The organism is Pelagibius sp. (genome assembly GCF_028289705.1).
Classification (GTDB): domain Bacteria; phylum Pseudomonadota; class Alphaproteobacteria; order Kiloniellales; family Kiloniellaceae; genus Pelagibius.
Window position 1 is genome coordinate 1 of sequence record NZ_JANQOI010000188.1, and the last position, 16754, is coordinate 16754.

Sequence of the window (16754 nt, forward strand, 5' to 3'; positions counted from 1 at the left end):
GCAGTTCCTCGACCTGATCCAGGAAGGCAACATCGGCCTGATGAAGGCGGTCGACAAGTTCGAGTACCGCCGCGGCTACAAGTTCTCGACCTACGCCACCTGGTGGATCCGCCAGGCGATCACCCGCTCCATCGCCGATCAGGCCCGCACCATCCGCATCCCGGTGCACATGATCGAGACCATCAACAAGCTGGTGCGCACCAGCCGCCAGATGCTCCACGAGATCGGCCGCGAGCCGACGCCGGAGGAACTGGCCGAGCGTCTGGTGATGCCGCTGGAGAAGGTGCGCAAGGTCCTCAAGATCGCCAAGGAGCCGATCTCCCTGGAGACCCCCATCGGCGACGAGGAGGACAGCCACCTCGGCGACTTCATCGAGGACAAGAACGCAGTGATCCCTCTCGACGCGGCGATCCAGGCCAACCTGCGCGAGACCACCACCCGGGTGCTGGCCAGCCTGACCCCGCGCGAGGAGCGCGTCTTGCGCATGCGCTTTGGCATCGGCATGAACACCGACCACACCCTGGAAGAGGTCGGCCAGCAGTTCTCCGTCACCCGCGAGCGCATCCGCCAGATCGAAGCCAAGGCCCTGCGCAAGCTGAAGCACCCCAGCCGCTCGCGCAAACTGCGCTCGTTCCTGGATACCTGAGGCGACATTTATCCGTTCACGGGAAGGGCCGCTCATCCGGGCGGCCCTTTGTCATTGATCGATAGCGTCTGTATCCGGGCCATACCCAAGCTGTCACCCCGGCGAAGGCCGGGGTCCATGGTGCCACCGGGCTCCGTCCCGGCCATGGATCCCGGATCGCGGTCGCTTGCGCTCGCTTGTCCGGGATGACGGGTAGAGGGTCTCGCTCGTCGTGCGAAGAGACTCTTTTTCGTTGCGCGCGGCGGCCTCGCCCATGGTGACGCGCATCTCGGCCTGAGCGCGCTCGTCCGCCGAATCCGTTGATTTGTCCCGCTGTCTCGCCAAGTTTAAGGTCAAGCTTACGAAACGGGGCGACCTCCCATGAGCATCCGGGTGCCATCGCTGGATCAATTGGACCGCGACCTGCTGGCGAAGGCGTTGGCCATCCAGACCTGGCTGATCGGCGAGGCCCGCTTCCTCACCGATCCCGACGATGTCGTCGAGGGCTTCGTCCAGCGCGTGACCGACGCGGGCGTGCCCTTGGACCGCTTCACCAGCGTCATCCCCACTCTCTATGCCGCGCGCCGCGGCCTCGGCCGTCACTGGATCCGCGGCGAGGGGATCAAGCTGCTGGAATTCGGCTGGGGCAACGAAGCGGTCTACCAGTCAAGTCCCTTTGCCGTGGCACACCGCACCCGCGACTGGGTGACCTTTCGCCTCGACGAGGTCGATGACGAGGCTTTCGGCATCGTCGAGGAACTGCGCGCCGGCGGATACAGCCATTACATCTGTGCGCCGGTGTTCTTTCGCGACGGCGGCGAAGGCGGCCTTACTTTCGCGACGCGCCGCCCCGAGGGTTTCAGCCCTTCGGACCTCGCGCTGCTGCGGGCTGTTGAGGCCGCGACCGCCGCTACGCTCGATGTCAACCGCGTGTGGATCCTGCTCAACGAGACCCTGCGCATGTACATCGGCGAGGAGCCGAAGAACCGGGTTCTCTCCGGGCAGGTGCGCCGCGGCGACGTGGTGCCCATGCGCGCGGCCATCGTCTTCGCCGACATGCGGGGCTTCACCGGGCTCTCCGCGGCCATGACTGCCGCGCAGACCGTGGAGTTGCTGAACCGCTACTTCGACTGCGTCGTGCCGCCCGTCGAGGAGGCCGGCGGCGAGGTCCTGAAGTACATCGGCGACGGCGTGCTGGCGATTTTTGGCGCCGGCGACGACGAAACGGCGGCTTGCGCCAAAGCCCTCGGCGCGGCGCAGGCCATCGTCGAGCGGGTCGCGGCGCATCGCGCCGAAGCGCCGGCAGAACAGCGCTTCGACATCAAGATCGCGCTGCATTTCGGCGAAGTGGCCTACGGCAACATCGGCTCCGGTGCGCGCCTCGACTACACCGTGGTGGGCAGCGGCGTGAACCTGGCCAGCCGTCTCGCCGATCTGGCCGGCAACCTGGGTCCCCGCATCCTAGTCTCGGCCGACTTCGCCAAGCTGCTGCCCGGTCATGCCTTCCACGACCGCGGCGAACACGAACTCCGCGGGGTGGCCGAACCGCAGACGGTCTTCGAGCCGAGCCCCTAGAGTGTTTGGTGTTTTGACGGCTGGAACCGATTCGACGTCAGTCGAAGACGCTTTAAGATCCCACCGCGGCGAGCACGTCGATGCGCACGCGAGCGAGACCGGCGTCGATGAACATCAGTTCCTGGGCCGCGGCCCGGGAAAGATCGAGCACCCGTCCCTCGATGAAAGGCCCCCGGTCGTTGACGGTCACCACGATGGAGCGCCGGTTGGTCAGGTTGGTGACCCGCAAGCGGGTGCCGAAGGGCAGGCTGCGGTGGGCGGCGGTCAGCGCCGTCATGTCGTAACGCACGCCGCTGGCGGTCAGGCGGCCGTGAAAGGGCCTGCCGTACCAGGAGGCGATGCCGGTGAAGCTGCGCACCACTTGGCCCGAGGGTAGTGCGGCACCCGGCGCCGGCAGGGACGCATGGACCGTCGGGCCGCTGCAGCCGGCGGCATACCCGAGCGCCAGAAGGCACAGCCCGAGGGCGAGGCCCCGGCAGAGCCGGCCGGTCGTCGATTGCCACGCGTTCACGCCGCCGGGCGCCGCAGGTCAGTCGTCAGATCCAAAGGGTGAGCGGGGCGGCGTCGGGCCGCTAGTCCCAGAGCGGCTTGCCGAGATCGATGTCGTCTTCGTCGGTCAGCACGCCGGTCAGGCCGCCGGCGGCCGCGCCGATCAGCGCCCCTTCGACGACGGTGAGGCCGGTCACTGCGCCGACCACGGCACCGGCGCCGGCGCCGATGCCGGCACCGCTCAGACCGCGGTCGCCGGTGGAGGATCCACAGGCTGACAGGGCAAGGCTAGTCGCAAGCATGACAACTGATAAACGAATCATCTAACTCTCCTCAATCAGCAATCTCAGAGTGCCCCGTGATGTCGCTGTAGTGAGCCCCGTGGAGGGCATATAGGGGTCCGAATCCGAGCCTTGCTATGTCAATTCTGTGCCCTTAGAACCCTTTTGGGGGACAGCGTAATCCCGCTTTGCGTAAAATTCGTCGTCCGCACGGAGAACTGCCCGGCGTCTCGGGTTTTCACTCTCGCGGGCGCCGCAAGCGTTCGCTTCCACCGGAATTCCTGTCGGAAGGGCTTGAGCAAAAAACAATAAGAGCCGTATTGGCGGCTCAGGCAATGAAGGAGGAAGTGTCCGTGCGCCCCCCCGCCGAGGTCTCCTGCCTGCTGTGCTGCCGCTTGTGGCAGCGCCCCGGCCGCTGAGCGGCCCGCGCGATGCTTGTCCGTTGCCTTCTGCTTTGCCTGCTGGCCGCGCTGGCGGCCTGTAGCGCGCCGCAATCTGCCGTCGACCCGGCAACGCCCAAGGGCTCGTCTGTGAGCCAGCCGGGTCTGAACCAGACGGTGAACGCCGTCAGAGGAACCGTCGACCCGGTCGAGCGCAGTTGGGAGCGCGGGCTTGCCATGCGGGACGCAGCGGGCGGTCCCGGTGCCCTCGGCCCGCTGCTCGAAGCCGAACCGGCCAGCCTCGCCAGCCTGCCACGACTGCCGCTGCCGAGCCGTCCGCGCCCGGCGATCCTCTCCGCCGGCCGGCATCTGGAATGCGTGCCCTACACCCGCCGCCTCTCCGGGTTTTCCATCCGCGGCGACGCCTGGACCTGGTGGGCCAAGGCGACGGGGCGCTATGAGCGCGGCCAGACGCCCCAGGCCGGCGCGGTGATGGTGCTGAGCAAGACCCGGCGCCTGCGCTACGGCCATCTGGCCTATGTGGTGGACGTTCTGAACGAGCGGGAAGTCCTGGTGCATCAGGCCAACTGGCTGAACCGCGGGCGCATCCACCGCTATACCCCGGTGCGCGATATCTCCAAGAACAACGACTGGTCCGTGGTCCAGGTCTGGTACACCCCGGGCCGGCGCTACGGCAGCGGCCGCTATCCGATCTACGGCTTCATCTACCCGAAGAGTCCCGACGAGGTGGACCTGCTGCAGGCCGCCAACTGAGGCCGCCCGGCCGTTTCCGCGTGACTACCTGCCGGAACTCCGGGGGCCGGCGTGCGCCCCGGCGGCGCCCGGCAATTCGCTTGATCTGTCGGCGCGCGGCGGCACAATGGCGCCGGGCCCGTAGTTCAGCGGTTAGAACCCACCGCTCATAACGGTGTTGTCGCAGGTTCGAATCCTGCCGGGCCCACCACTCCGACCACGATTTCCCGAAACGTCGGCGGCGAAGGCTATCTGCTCTTGCCACAAGAGCGGCAACTCATTCCGGCGGGTGAGCGCTTCTTCTGTAACGCAGGCCGGCTGCCCACCACTGCGGATCTCTTGCACGAGCCGGCGCGATCGGACAGCCGAACGCAGCAGCCGTGTGACCTTCGTCCTATCGATGCTTTCTCTTGGCAATCACGCGATCAGACGTCGGTAGCCCGCGGCGCCTTGAGCGAGCGCTGTCTGAGAAGCGCATCAATGTCAGTGCTTTGCGCGCGTTTGGCTGAGGTTCTTGAGTTCGAACGCAAATCGTGGTATCCATTTTCTGCATACGTATGCAAAAAGAGGCATTGACCGGCGATGGTGATCGTTGAAACGGCCTTTCGCGGCGATGCACGGGGAGGAAACCATGACACTGTCTAGACGAGATCTCGTCGCAGCGGTTGCCGGGGCGGCCCTTGCGGGCTGCCTGGCCGGCGCCGCAGTGGCGGAGGAACTGCCCTACAATCTCAAGGCCGGAAAGCCCTACGCCGGTACTGAGATCAACATCCTTTCGGTGGTCACGCCGCAGTTCGACGGGCTGATGCTCCGCGACCAGGAGTTCACCGAACTCACCGGCATCGAGACCAACTGGACCTTCATTCCCTTCACCGCGCTACAGGAGAAGGTTGCTTCCGTCGGTGTCGCCGCGGACGGCAGCTTCGACGTGGTGAACTATCTCGATTCCTGGGGGCCGCCCAACGCCCACTGGCTGCAGCCCATCGACGACTGGCTGCAGCGCGACGGGATCTCCATGGAGCGCTACCCCGCCGCCTTCGCCAAGTCGGCCTCCTTCGACGGCAAGGTGCTGGGCTTTCCGCTGCGCGCCCATGCCATGCTGGTGTTCTACCGCAAGGACGTCTTCGACGACCTCGGGCTGGCGGCGCCGCAAAGCTGGGACGATGTGATCGCCGCGGGCGAGAAGATCCGCGCCTCGGGCAAGGATATCGAGCCGCTGGCGCTGTACTACCACAACGACGGCAACCGCCAGAATCTCTTCATCTGGCTGAACTTCCTCTGGTCGGCCGGCGCCACCGTCTTCGACGAGAACATGAAGCCGGCCTGGGCCAGCGACGCCGGCATCAAGGCGACCGAAGACTACATCGCTCTGCACACCAAGCGGAATGTGACCAACCCGGCCTCCCTCTCCTTCGTGGAGCAGGATGCCCGCCAGTCCTTCATGCAGGGCAAGTCGGCGATGATCCCGGTCTGGTGGTGGGCCTATTCGTCGATGATCAATCCCAAGTCCTCGGTGCTCGGCAAGGAACAGGTCGCCTTCACCGGGCTGCCCAGCTACCAGGGCCGTTCGGTCAGCTATGCCATCTCCATGCCGTTTTCGATCTCCAAGTATTCGAAGAACCAGGAAGCCGCCTGGGAGTTCCTGAAGTGGCTGTCCAACCCGGAGATGGACAAGGCCAACGCGACGGTGCGCGAAGTCGGCGGCAAGACCATCATCAACAACGTGGTCACCCATATCGCCAACCTGCAGGACCCCGAGGTCAACGCGGCCAACGACAACATCCAGAAGGCGGCCTGGGAGTCGCTGAAGGAGTCCGACATCATGCCGCAGATCCCGGAGTGGCCGGAGATCGGCGACCTGCTGTCGGCCGCCATCGCCAAGGCCGCGGCCGGGGGTGACGTCAGGGAGTTGATGACGGGTGCCGCCGAGCGGACGGAGAAGATCCTGAAGCGCGCCGGCTACTACTGACCGCAGCGACCCGCCGGGGACCGCTTTTCGAAACTTGAGCTGCCGGGCCCGCTCCTGGGAGCGGGCCGCAGGCGAGGGACGGGATTTCGTGCGCGACCGCCACCTCAAATACCTGCTGGTCCTGCCGGCCGTTGTCGTGGTCTTTGCGACGGCGATCTGGCCGCTGATCCAGTCCCTGATCCTGAGCTTCCGGACCTGGAAACTCTCCAAATCTCACGTGCCCGGGCCCTTTATCGGTTGGGAGAACTATAGCTGGGCGCTGCTGGAGGAGCCGGATTTCTGGAACGCAACGGTGGTGACCACTGTCTACACGGTGCTGACCGTGGGCTGCACCACCCTGATTGCCCTCGGCATCGCATTGCTGCTGGCACCGGGCGGCCGGCTGCGGCTCACGGTGCGTACGCTCTTGATCCTGCCCTTCGCCATGAGCCCGGCCCTCGTAGGCGTGTCCTTCCGCTTCATGTTCAATCCGGAGTTCGGGCTCTTCGATGCCTTCTTCGGCCTACTGATCCCGCCGCTGGCGGAGGTCTCCTGGCTCGCCGATCCGACCCTTGCCTTTGCGGTCTGCGTGATGGCGGACATCTGGGGCTGGATCCCCTTCATCACCCTGGTGCTCATCGGCGGCATCGCGGCCCTGCCCAAAGAGACGGTGGAGGCCGCCTATGTCGACGGGGCTTCCGGCTTCGAAGCCTTCCGCGACGTCATGCTGCCGCAGCTTGCTCCGGTGCTGGCGATCGTCATCATTCTGAAGTCGATCTTCTCCATCAAGACCTTCGACCAGATCTACATGCTGACCAACGGCGGCCCGGGCACCGCGACCCAGACCCTGGCCCACTACGCCTACTTCAACGGCTTCAAGTACTACGACATGGGCTTCGCCGCCTCGGTCGCCTGGATCATGGTCCTCCCGATGATCGTGCTGACCTACTTCTACACCCGCTACGTCTTCCGCAGGGGCTGAGGAATGGCGCTCACCAACAAGCAGAGAAAGCGCCTCTATGGCGCCTTGCACGTGGCGCTGATCCTCATCACCGCGGCGGTGATGATGGTGCCGATCCTCTGGATCTCCATGGCGGCCTTCAAGACTCACGTCGATGTTTATCAGTTGAAGGTGGTCTTCACGCCGACCCTGGAAAACTTCGAGACGGTGTTCCAGTCGCCCTACGACCTGCACCACAAACTCTTCAACAGCACGATCGTGGCCTTCGTCACCGTCCTGATCGCCATTCCGCTGGCGACCATGGCGGCCTACAGCTTCTCGCGCTTCCGTCTGTTCGGGGAGCGCATCATGTTCGTGATGATCCTCGCCACCCAGTTCGTGCCGGCGGTGGTGATCGTGCTGCCGTTCTTCATCATGTTCCGCCAGCTCGGCATCCTCGACACGCGCATCGGCCTCATCATCGTGAACCTCTCCATTGTGATGCCCTTCGCGGTCTGGATGATCAAAGGCTTCATCGACGGCATTCCCATCGACACCGAGGAATCGGCGCTCGTCGACGGCTCCACGCGGTTTCAGGTGATCCGCAACATCGTGCTGCCCATGGCGGCGCCCGGAATCGTCACCGCGGCCATTTTCTGTTTCATCATCGCCTGGAACGACTTCCTCTTTGCGCTGATCCTGACCACCAACAAGGCGGTGACCCTGCCGGTGGGCCTGGCGCTCTTCAAGGCGGAGGAGGGCGACCTCTGGAACCTTCTGGCGGCGGCGGGCATCATCATCATGGTGCCGATGTTCGTTCTGGCGCTGCTCATTCAGAAACACTTCGTGCAGGGTATGACCATGGGGGCGGTGCGCTGATGGCTGGGGTGAGGCTGAAGGACGTCACCAAGCGCTGGGGCGCGGTGATCGGTGTCCACAATCAATCGCTGGAAGTTCGTGACCGTGAGTTCCTGGTGCTGCTGGGCCCCTCGGGCTGCGGCAAGACGACCACGATGCGGATGATCGCCGGTCTGGAGGAGCCCAGTGAAGGCGAGATCTGGATCGGCGACCGCATGGTCAACGACGACCTGCCGAAGGACCGTGACGTGGCCATGGTGTTCCAAAACTACGGCCTCTACCCGCACATGACGGTGCGCGAGAACATCGCCTATCCGCTGAAGGTGCGCAGGGTGCCGAAGAGCGAGTGGGAGGAGCGCATCGACCGCGCCGCCGCCCGCGTTCAGCTCGGCGATCTCCTCGAGCGCAAGCCGCGGGAGCTCTCCGGCGGTCAGCGTCAGCGCGTCGCCTTCGCCCGGGCCACCGTGCGCGAGCCCAAGGTCTTCCTGATGGACGAGCCGCTCTCCAACCTCGATGCCAAGCTGCGGGTCTCGACCCGGGCCGAGCTGAAGCACCTCCAGCACGAACTGGCCACCACCACGATCTACGTGACCCACGACCAGATCGAGGCGATGACCCTGGCGGACCGGGTGGCGGTGATGAGTGACGGCATCATCCAGCAGTTGGCGACACCGGAAGAGATCTACGACAATCCGGCCAACCTCTTCGTCGCCGGCTTCATCGGATCGCCCTCCATGAACCTCATCGCAGGCGAGACCAACAACGGCTCCTTCCTGGCCGCGGACATCGAGCTGCCGGAGGTCGGCGGCGGGTCCCGGAAGGGGGTCGTGCTCGGCATCCGTCCGGAGGACCTGACGGTGGTGGAGGCCGGCAGCGGGCATTTCGATGCGCCGGTCTATGCCACCGAGCTCACCGGGGAAGCCATTCTGGTGACGGTGGTGGTCGGCAGCCAGCACGTCTGTGCCCGCGGACCGCGGCACATGCGCAAGGATATCGGCGAACTGGTCGGCATCCACGCCGACTTCAGCCATGCCCATCTCTTCGATTCGGCGACCGAGGAGCGTATTGCGCGCAGTTCCTGACGCCGGGCAGCCCCTCGGCAGTCCCAGCTCTCCAATTGATGCATCCGGTAGCGACGATGAGTGACCCTCGCAGTATGGCCTATGGCTTTCTGAACCGCATGATCGCGGCGCCGGAGTCGGCTTTGAGCGGCCTTGCCGAGGCCCACCTCACAGCCGATAGCGTTTGGGACCTCGCCTTTCCCATCAACCGGCTGGCGGGCCGCGAGGCTGTGTTGGAAGGCTTCCTGCTGCCGCTGCGCAACGCGCTTGCGGGGGCAAGGCGGCGCGACGAGATTTTCATCGGCGGGGAGAACCGCTGCCAGCCCGGCAGCTGGGTCGCCGCGGTGACTCATTACGTCGGGAATTTCCGGGAGCCCTTGCTGGGGATTGCGCCCAGCGACCGCCTAGCCTTCCTGCGCTCCGGCGAATTCTATCGCCTGGAGGAGGGGCGGATCGCGGAAGCGAAGCTGATTCTCGACTTCCCGGATCTGATGCGCCAAGCCGGCCGCTTTCCGCTGCCGCGCATGCTGGGCACCGAGATGCTGTTTCCCGGCCCGGCCAGCCACGACGGCGTGTTGCCGGCCAACCGGCCTCAGGGCGCGGCCTCCCTCGATCTGGTGGAGGCCATGCTGGGCGACCTGCATCACTACGACCCCGAAACCTTCCAGTCGAAGGACCAGACCGGTGCCGAGGGGTATTGGCACGACGACATGCTGTGGTACGGGCCCGGCGGGATCGGTGCCAACTATACCTGGGCCGGCTTCGCGAAAGATCATCGCCTGGCTTTCCTGAAGGCCTTTCCGGACCGCAAGGGCGGTAACCACTTCTGCCACATCGGCGACGGCGACTATGCGGCGGTGAGCGGCTGGCCCTCCATGACCATGACCCACAGAGGCGACTATCTGGGGGTGCCGGCGACCAACAAGGCGCTCACGCTCCGTGTCATGGACTTCTACCGCTGCGCCGGCGGCAAGATCATGGAGAACTGGGTCCTGCTCGACTACCTCGATCTCTTCGACCAGATGGGCGTCGACCTCATCGCCCGTGCCGGCGAGATGCCATGACGAGCGACCGCCACAGCCGCAACAAGGCGGCCGTGACGCCGTTCCGCCGGGCCCTCTACGACTACGACCCGGCAGGCCTGAAGGCTGTTGTGACCGAGCTCTTCGCCCCCCACTGCCGGATCCGCATGTCTTTTCCCTTCGAGGAGGTGGCGGGACCGGAGGGGCTGCTTGCGGCGGTCTATGGGCCCCTGGCCGAGGCCATCCCCGATCTCGAGCGCCGCGACACCATGGTCATCGCCGGCTCCGACGGGGTGCACGATTGGGTGGGTTGTGGCGGCTACTACACCGGCATCTTCGCCGCGCCCTGGCTGGGCATTCCGCCGACTTGCCAGCAGGTGAGCCTGCGTTTCCACGAGTTCTTCCGGATGCGCGACGGCCGCGTGGCCGAGGTGCAGGCCCTCTGGGACATCCCCGAGGTGATGATGCAGGCCGGCGTCTGGCCGATGTCGCCCAGTCTGGGGCTGGAATGGCATGTCCCGGGTCCGGCGACCCAGGACGGCATCCTTGGCGGCCCCCGCGACGAGGCAAAGAGTAACGCCAGCGCCAAGCTTGTCGAGGACATGCTGGCGGCGCTGAAGCGCCACGCCAGCGGCGGCGTGGCGGCCATGGAACTGGACCGCTACTGGCACCCGAAGATGAACTGGTACGGTCCCGCGGGCATCGGCACCAGCCGCCAGATCGTCGGCTTTCGCAGGGCCCATCAGATCCCTTTTTTGAACGCCATGCCCGACCGCCGTCGCGCCGTCGATGTGCCCTCTCATCTCTTCGGCGACGGTGACTATGTCGGTTTCACGGCCTGGCCCGGCCTGGCAATGACGCTGAGCGGTGACGGCTGGCTGGGCATCGCCCCCGCCGGACAGGAGATCACCATGCGCAGCCTGGACTTCTGGCGCTGCGAAGCGGGCCTGATCCGCGAAAACTGGGTGCTGGTCGACCTGCTCCACGTCTATCACCAGCTTGGCGTCAACGTTTTCCAGCGCATGACCGAGCGCACGCCCGCTTATCGCGATCCCTTCCGCTAGCGCACGGAGCGGCTATGGGCTTCCAAGACGCAAAGGAGCTGGTTTGGCGCTTGTGGCAAAGTCTCGAGGGGCGCCCGCAACCCTTCGTGCCGCCGCGCGAGGCCGCCTTCGATGAGCACGTCACCTTTCACGGACCGTTGCCCATCGGCAGGCTCGTCGGACGCGATGCGCTTTTCGAGCGAGTCTACCTGCCGCTGGCCCGGAGCTTTCCCTTTGCCCAGCGACAGCCCTATCTCTTCCTCGGCGGGCGCTTCGAGGGCGAGGACTGGGTGGCGACCTCAGGCGATTTGGCGGGAGTGATGGTGACGGACTGGCTTGGCCTGCCGGCACCGCAGAGGCCGGTGCGGCTGCGCTTCGGCGAGTTCTACCGCGTGGCGGAGGGCCGCATCGTCGAGATCCGCTGCCTCTTCGACATCCTCGGCCTGGCCGCGCAGGCCGGCTATCCCTTGCTGCCGCCCTTCGAGGGTGGAGCGGTGACGCCACCAGGACCTTGCGCCGGCAACGGGCTCTGCCTCCACCTGCAAGACGCCGACGAGACAAGGCGGACCCTCAATCTTGTCGAGGCGATGATCGACGGGTGCAACCGGCTCGACCGGCGGGGCCTGGACAGCATGGGCATGGAGGCCTTCTGGCACCCGGACATGGTCTGGCACGGGCCCTGGGGCATTGGTTCCTGCTATGGCTTTCGGGAGTTTCAGAACTATGCCCAGGGCCCTTCCGTTGCCAGCTTTCCGGACCGCACCGGCGGGCATCACCGCGCGCGCATTGCCGAAGGGGTTACGGCGGCCTTCACCGGCTGGCCGAGCCTCAAGGGCAGTTTCACGGGGGCGGCATTCCATGGGCTGGCGCCGACCGGCAAACCCATCGGCATGAATCTCATGGACTTCTACGTCCGCCGTGGCGCCCGTCTGCATGAGAACTGGGTGTTGATCGATCTCATCGACTTCTGGGCGCAGTGCGGGGTCGATCTTTTGGGCCGGATTCCGCGCCTCAAAGCGGCAGAGAGAGGCGGTCTCGCGGCAAATTGAATTCGTATGCAAAATGTCGTTGCATACGAATGCAAAACACCCTATCGTGACGCAAGTGCTCTGGCACTGGGAGGATCGCCGGTTTCATCCGGCATCCCAAGAAAACACAAGAAACAAGGGGGCATGCGGCATGGCCCAGGTTTCCCTCGCGAAGGTCACGAAGCGCTGGGGCTCCTTCGTGGGCGTTCACGAATTCGATCTCGAGATTGCGGACCGCGAGTTCCTGGTGCTGCTCGGTCCCTCGGGCTGCGGCAAGACCACGACCATGCGCATGGTTGCCGGCCTGGAGGACCCGACGTCGGGTCAGATCCGCATCGGCGAGCGCGTCGTGAACGATCTCGAACCCAAGGACCGGGACGTCGCCATGGTCTTTCAGAGCTATGGCCTCTATCCCAACATGAACGTCTACGAGAACATCCGCTTCCCGCTGAAGGTCCGCAAGGTGGCGGCCTCCGAGCACGATACGCGCGTGCGGCGGGCCGCGGAAATGGTGGAACTCACCGACTTCATGGACCGCAAGCCGAAGGAGCTTTCCGGCGGCCAGCGCCAGCGCGTGGCCCTGGCCCGCGCCATCGTGCGCGAGCCCACCGTCTTTCTGATGGACGAGCCGCTGTCGAACCTCGATGCGAAGCTCAGGGTCTCCATGCGCGCGCAACTGAAGCACCTGCAGCACGAGCTGGCGGTCACCACGATCTATGTCACCCACGACCAGATCGAGGCGATGACCCTGGCCGACCGGGTGGTGGTGATGCGCCAGGGCGTCGTCCAGCAGGTCGGCACGCCCGAGGAGGTCTACAACGAGCCCGCCAACCTCTTCGTCGCCGGCTTCATCGGATCGCCGGCGATGAACCTCGTGCCCGGCTGGCTGGAGGAGGGCACCTTCATCGCCGACGGGGTCAGGGTCGGTGGCTTCGGCAATGCGACCCGTGACAACGTCGTGCTCGGCGTTCGTGCCGAAGACCTGCAGATCGTCGACGCCGAGGGCGCGCCTTTCAGTGCGCCGGTCTTTTCCATGGAGCTGCTGGGCGATGCCACGCAGGTCACCATGAAGGCCGGCAGGACCATGGTGGCTGCCCGCGGCGCCAAGGACCTTCGGGCCGAGATCAACTCCATGGTCGGCTTCACCGCCGCGCCCTCGAGTTTCTATCTGTTCGACGGCGACAGCGAAGCCCGCATCTATCTGTAAGGAAATGAAAAACGCGGCCCCTGTCCGGGGGCGCACCAGGGAGGAACCCATGAAACCACTTGCCAAAGCCGTGCTCGCCGCGGTTCTGCTGTTTGTCCCGAGTGCCGCAAGCTCCGCCTGTGAGTTCGACAACGAGGTCCCCGTCAAATCGATCAGCGCCGGCTTCGAAGCCTGGAAAGCGGTGACGGCCGCCATGGCGGAATGCGGCAACTTCGAAGCGGAGCTCGATCAGGAGTTCCGCAAGAAGCAGCCCGCCGCCTTCGCGGCAACGCCCTCGCTCTATCAGATCGGCGGGGTCGCGAATTCGACGATCGTTCCGCTGCTCAACGAGGGAACGATCCGTCCGCTGGACGACCTGGTCGCCAAGTACGGACAGAACCTCACCTCGAACCAGCTCATCAAGGTCGACGGCCAGGTGATGTCGATCGCGATGATGGTGAATGCGCAGCACCTGATGTACCGCAAGGACATCCTGGACGACCTCGGCATCGCGCCGCCGAAGAGCTATGACGAGATGCTGGCGGCGGCCGAGAAGATCAAGCAGGCCGGGGTGGTCGACTATCCCATCGGGGCGACCATGAAGACCGGTTGGAACGTCGGCATGGAGTTCGTGAACATGTTCCTCGGCATGGGCGGCGAATTCTTCACGGACGGCGTCCAGCCAAACGTGAACAACGAGACCGGCATCAAGGCGCTCAACATGATGAAGGCGCTGACCGAATACATGGACCCGGAGTTCCTGGTCTCCGACTCGACCTATGTGCAGCAGCAGTTCCAGCAGAACAAGATCGCCATGGCCAATCTCTGGGCTTCGCGTGCCGGGGCCATGGATGACGAGGCCGAGAGCCAGGTGGTGGGCAAGATCGAGATGGCCGCGGCCCCGGCCGCCGTGCCGGGCGGCAAGCCGGCGACCACCATCTGGTGGGACGGAATCGTCATCGCCAAGAACATTTCCGACGAAGAGGCGGACGCGGCGTTCCGCGTCGCCATGGAGGGGCTGGACAGCGACATGGTGCAAGCCAACAGCGATATCGCCGTTTGGCTCATCAAGGGCTACCAGCCGGGCCGCCTCGCCGTCGGTGCCATCGAGTCCCTTCAGGGCGGCGCGCCCAGCTTCCCCGCCTCGACGGCCATGGGCCTGATGCATACCGCCCTTGGCAACAACGTCGCCGATTTCCTGACCGGTGCAAAGACCGCCGAGCAGGCGCTCGCCGATGTGGAGGCGGAGTACACCACCTCTGCCAAGGAAACCGGCCTCTTCTAGGCCGCTTCTCCGGCCGGGGGCCTTTGCCCTCGGCCGACCCGGCCCGCCGGCCGTGGCCAAGGGCATGCATCGAATGACAGGAACCAGGGGAGGGGGAGCAGCATGAAAGGACGCACCTTCATCGCCTTTGTCGGGCCGTCGCTCTTCCTCATGCTGCTGTTCATCGCAGCACCTCTGGTGAGCGTCCTCTGGCAGAGCTTCGAGGTCACTCAGCAGGTCTTCGAGACGGTCGAAGTCGAGACCTGCACGCCGGGCTTCCCCGAGCAGACCTGCGTAACCGAAACCCGCTCGCGCCCCGTTCTCATGGAAAGCGGCCTGCCGCTCACCGAGACCCGCTTTGTCGGCCTTGAGAGTTATCGCAATGTGCTGGAGCCGGAGCGTGCCGCGGCGGCCCTGCGGAACGGCAACATTGGCGAGCTGCTCAACATCGATTTCTGGAAGGCCCTGCGGTTCACGCTGACCTTCACCCTGATCACCCTGCCGCTGATCCTCGGCGTCGGACTCGTCCTTGCTCTGGCGGTGAACAACGCAGTCCGCTCGATCCGCGGGCCGGTGATCTTCGTCTCCCTATTGCCCTTCATCATCACCCCGGTGATCGGCGCCCTGTCCATCCGCTGGCTCTTCGTCGGCGACGGCATCATGACGGCCTTCCTCGAATGGTGGCTCCAGCAGGACATTGCGATGTTCGCCCAGGGCTGGACCATCGAGATCCTGATGCTGTTCTACCGCGTCTGGCACGTTGCGCCCTTTGCCTTCGTGATCTTCTACGCGGCGCTGCAGACCCTGAACATGGACACCATGGAAAGCGCCATCATCGACGGCGCCTCCCGCTTCGAGCGGCTGCGCTACGTGATCGTTCCCCATCTCATGCCGCTGATCATCTTCGTCTCCCTCATCCACCTGATGGATGCCTACCGGGTGTTCGAGGAAGTCATCGGCTTCCGCAGCGAGGCCCATGTCATTTCGCTGCAGTGGCTGACCTACGACTTCCTCACCCCCGACGACAGCGGCAACCGATCGATCTCGCGAGCCTCGGCGTCTTCGATGCTGACCATGATCGGAATCGTGATCCTGCTCATCCCCTTACTGATGCGGACCTGGCGCGACCATAGGGGGAGCTCATGAGCACGCCCAACGCCCTGCGCCAGCCGCTGGCGCTGCGGCTCACCTCCGCCGGATTCCTCTGCTTCTGGTGCCTGATCGCCGCCCTGCCGCTGTTCTGGATCGCGGTGATGAGCTTCAAGAAGCCGGTCGACGCCTTCGCCAGCAATCCGCTGGACGTCATCTTCGGGCCGGCAACGCGGCTGGAGGGCAAGGGCCTCTCGGTCTTCGGCATCTTGTTCGCGATTGCGCTCCTGGTGTTTGTTTATGTGTTTGCGACCCGCCACCTGGCACCGCTTGCCCAACGGCTGACCGTCGACAGGCAGATCTGGCTTGGCTGGCTCTCAGCGGTCGCGCTGTTCGGGTGCGCCGTGATCTTCGCCTTCGTCTACGTCTATCCGGCGGTCACCGGCATACTCGATCCTCTGCTCGGGTTCCTGGGCGACCCGATCATCGGGGCGACTGTCGAGCACTATCGCGCGGTCTGGTTCGAGAACGAGTTCTACCGCAACTTCATCAATTCGCTGATCGTCACCACCGGCGTGGTCGTGGTGTCCCTGACCGTCGGCACCTTGGCCGGTTACGGCCTGGCCCGCTCCGACAGCAATCTCGCCTTTTGGCTTCTGGTGGCGGCGCTGATCTTCCGCGCGCTGCCCCATTCGGTGCTGGTGACCGGCTATCTGCCGCCTTTCATCAATTCCGCGGAGATCCTCCGGCCGGTCTTCGGCGAGGCCGCGCCGACACTCTACGGCCAGCCCTGGGCGGTGATCGCCGTGCTGGTATCGATCAATCAGCCCTTCACCATCTGGATGCTGCGCTCTTTCTTCCAGAACATCCCGCGGGAGCTGGACGAGGCGGCGCGGGTCGACGGCTGCTCGCACTTCCAGGCTTTTCGCCGGGTCATCATGCCGGTGATGTGGCCCGGTGTGATCACCACGGGGCTGTTCAGTTTCCTGCTGGCCTACAACGACTACCTGGTGACCTCCCTGTTGCTGGACGCGCAGAACCAGACCATGGTCCCGGCCATCGCCAGCTACTTCAATCGAGAGACGACGACCACGGACCAGATCGAGGCGGTGGCGGCGGCGGTTTCCATCACCGCACCGCTGTTCGTGCTGGTCATGGTGTTTCAGAGACAGATTGTTTCCGGTCTGACCCAGGGCGCGGTCAAAGGCTAGC

General features: G+C 65.1%; 16 protein-coding genes and 1 tRNA gene. 15 read left to right on the top strand and 2 right to left on the bottom strand.

Going from position 1 to position 16754, the window contains the following annotated elements:
• Together Q0996_RS24085 and Q0996_RS24090 are read left to right on the top strand one after the other, a co-directional pair.
• Positions 1-646: sigma-70 family RNA polymerase sigma factor (locus tag Q0996_RS24085; RefSeq protein ID WP_299626263.1), on the top strand; the 646-nt coding region annotated here is incomplete at its 5' end.
• 360 nt (positions 647-1006) lie between these two features.
• Entirely contained in the window at positions 1007-2200 is a 1194-nt protein-coding gene (locus Q0996_RS24090; RefSeq protein WP_299626266.1) for an adenylate/guanylate cyclase domain-containing protein, read from the top strand.
• Between the two features lie 52 nt (positions 2201-2252).
• Here the strand turns inward: Q0996_RS24090 and Q0996_RS24095 are convergent, their stop codons facing one another.
• On the bottom strand, positions 2253-2711 hold the full coding sequence (locus Q0996_RS24095) for a septal ring lytic transglycosylase RlpA family protein (protein ID WP_299626269.1): 459 nt from the start codon (positions 2709-2711) through the stop codon (positions 2253-2255).
• Positions 2712-2772: 61 nt separating this feature from the next.
• Complete coding sequence (locus Q0996_RS24100; protein WP_299626272.1) at positions 2773-2991, bottom strand: YMGG-like glycine zipper-containing protein; 219 nt, start codon at positions 2989-2991, stop codon at positions 2773-2775.
• A 410-nt stretch (positions 2992-3401) separates the two neighbouring features.
• On the opposite strand from Q0996_RS24100, the gene Q0996_RS24105 reads away from it, so the two are divergent.
• The 13 genes from Q0996_RS24105 to Q0996_RS24165 all read left to right on the top strand — a co-directional run bounded on the left by Q0996_RS24105 (position 3402) and on the right by Q0996_RS24165 (position 16753).
• Complete coding sequence (locus Q0996_RS24105) at positions 3402-4124, top strand: CHAP domain-containing protein (protein WP_299626275.1); 723 nt, start codon at positions 3402-3404, stop codon at positions 4122-4124.
• A 114-nt stretch (positions 4125-4238) separates the two neighbouring features.
• Positions 4239-4314, top strand: a tRNA-Ile gene (locus Q0996_RS24110).
• 420 nt (positions 4315-4734) lie between these two features.
• Positions 4735-6072 carry an ABC transporter substrate-binding protein gene (locus Q0996_RS24115; RefSeq protein ID WP_299626278.1) on the top strand — a complete coding sequence of 446 codons (1338 nt, stop codon included), beginning with the start codon at positions 4735-4737 and terminating at the stop codon, positions 6070-6072.
• Positions 6073-6106: 34 nt separating this feature from the next.
• On the top strand, positions 6107-7033 hold the full coding sequence (locus Q0996_RS24120) for a carbohydrate ABC transporter permease (protein ID WP_299626281.1): 927 nt from the start codon (positions 6107-6109) through the stop codon (positions 7031-7033).
• 3 nt (positions 7034-7036) lie between these two features.
• On the top strand, positions 7037-7870 hold the full coding sequence (locus tag Q0996_RS24125) for a carbohydrate ABC transporter permease (RefSeq protein WP_299626284.1): 834 nt from the start codon (positions 7037-7039) through the stop codon (positions 7868-7870).
• Positions 7870-8931, top strand: a complete 1062-nt coding sequence (locus tag Q0996_RS24130) for an ABC transporter ATP-binding protein (RefSeq protein ID WP_299626287.1) — start codon at positions 7870-7872, stop codon at positions 8929-8931. Before Q0996_RS24125 ends, Q0996_RS24130 begins: the two co-directional genes overlap by 1 nt.
• Before the next feature lie 56 nt (positions 8932-8987).
• A complete protein-coding gene (locus Q0996_RS24135; RefSeq protein WP_299626289.1) occupies positions 8988-9974 on the top strand; it encodes an ester cyclase in 987 nt (328 codons plus the stop codon).
• On the top strand, positions 9971-10996 hold the full coding sequence (locus Q0996_RS24140) for an ester cyclase (RefSeq protein WP_299626292.1): 1026 nt from the start codon (positions 9971-9973) through the stop codon (positions 10994-10996). Before Q0996_RS24135 ends, Q0996_RS24140 begins: the two co-directional genes overlap by 4 nt.
• Positions 10997-11046: 50 nt before the next feature.
• Positions 11047-12024, top strand: coding sequence for an ester cyclase (locus tag Q0996_RS24145; protein WP_299626295.1), 978 nt, complete (start codon positions 11047-11049; stop codon positions 12022-12024).
• Between the two features lie 130 nt (positions 12025-12154).
• Positions 12155-13210, top strand: coding sequence for an ABC transporter ATP-binding protein (locus Q0996_RS24150; RefSeq protein ID WP_299626298.1), 1056 nt, complete (start codon positions 12155-12157; stop codon positions 13208-13210).
• A gap of 49 nt (positions 13211-13259) precedes the next feature.
• Positions 13260-14474, top strand: a complete 1215-nt coding sequence (locus Q0996_RS24155) for an ABC transporter substrate-binding protein (protein ID WP_299626301.1) — start codon at positions 13260-13262, stop codon at positions 14472-14474.
• A 102-nt stretch (positions 14475-14576) separates the two neighbouring features.
• Positions 14577-15599: a carbohydrate ABC transporter permease gene (locus tag Q0996_RS24160; protein ID WP_299626304.1), complete on the top strand. Its 1023-nt coding sequence runs from the start codon at positions 14577-14579 to the stop codon at positions 15597-15599.
• Complete coding sequence (locus Q0996_RS24165; protein WP_299626308.1) at positions 15596-16753, top strand: carbohydrate ABC transporter permease; 1158 nt, start codon at positions 15596-15598, stop codon at positions 16751-16753. The genes Q0996_RS24160 and Q0996_RS24165 overlap by 4 nt, the downstream gene beginning before the upstream one ends.
• Position 16754: the final 1 nt, after the last annotated feature.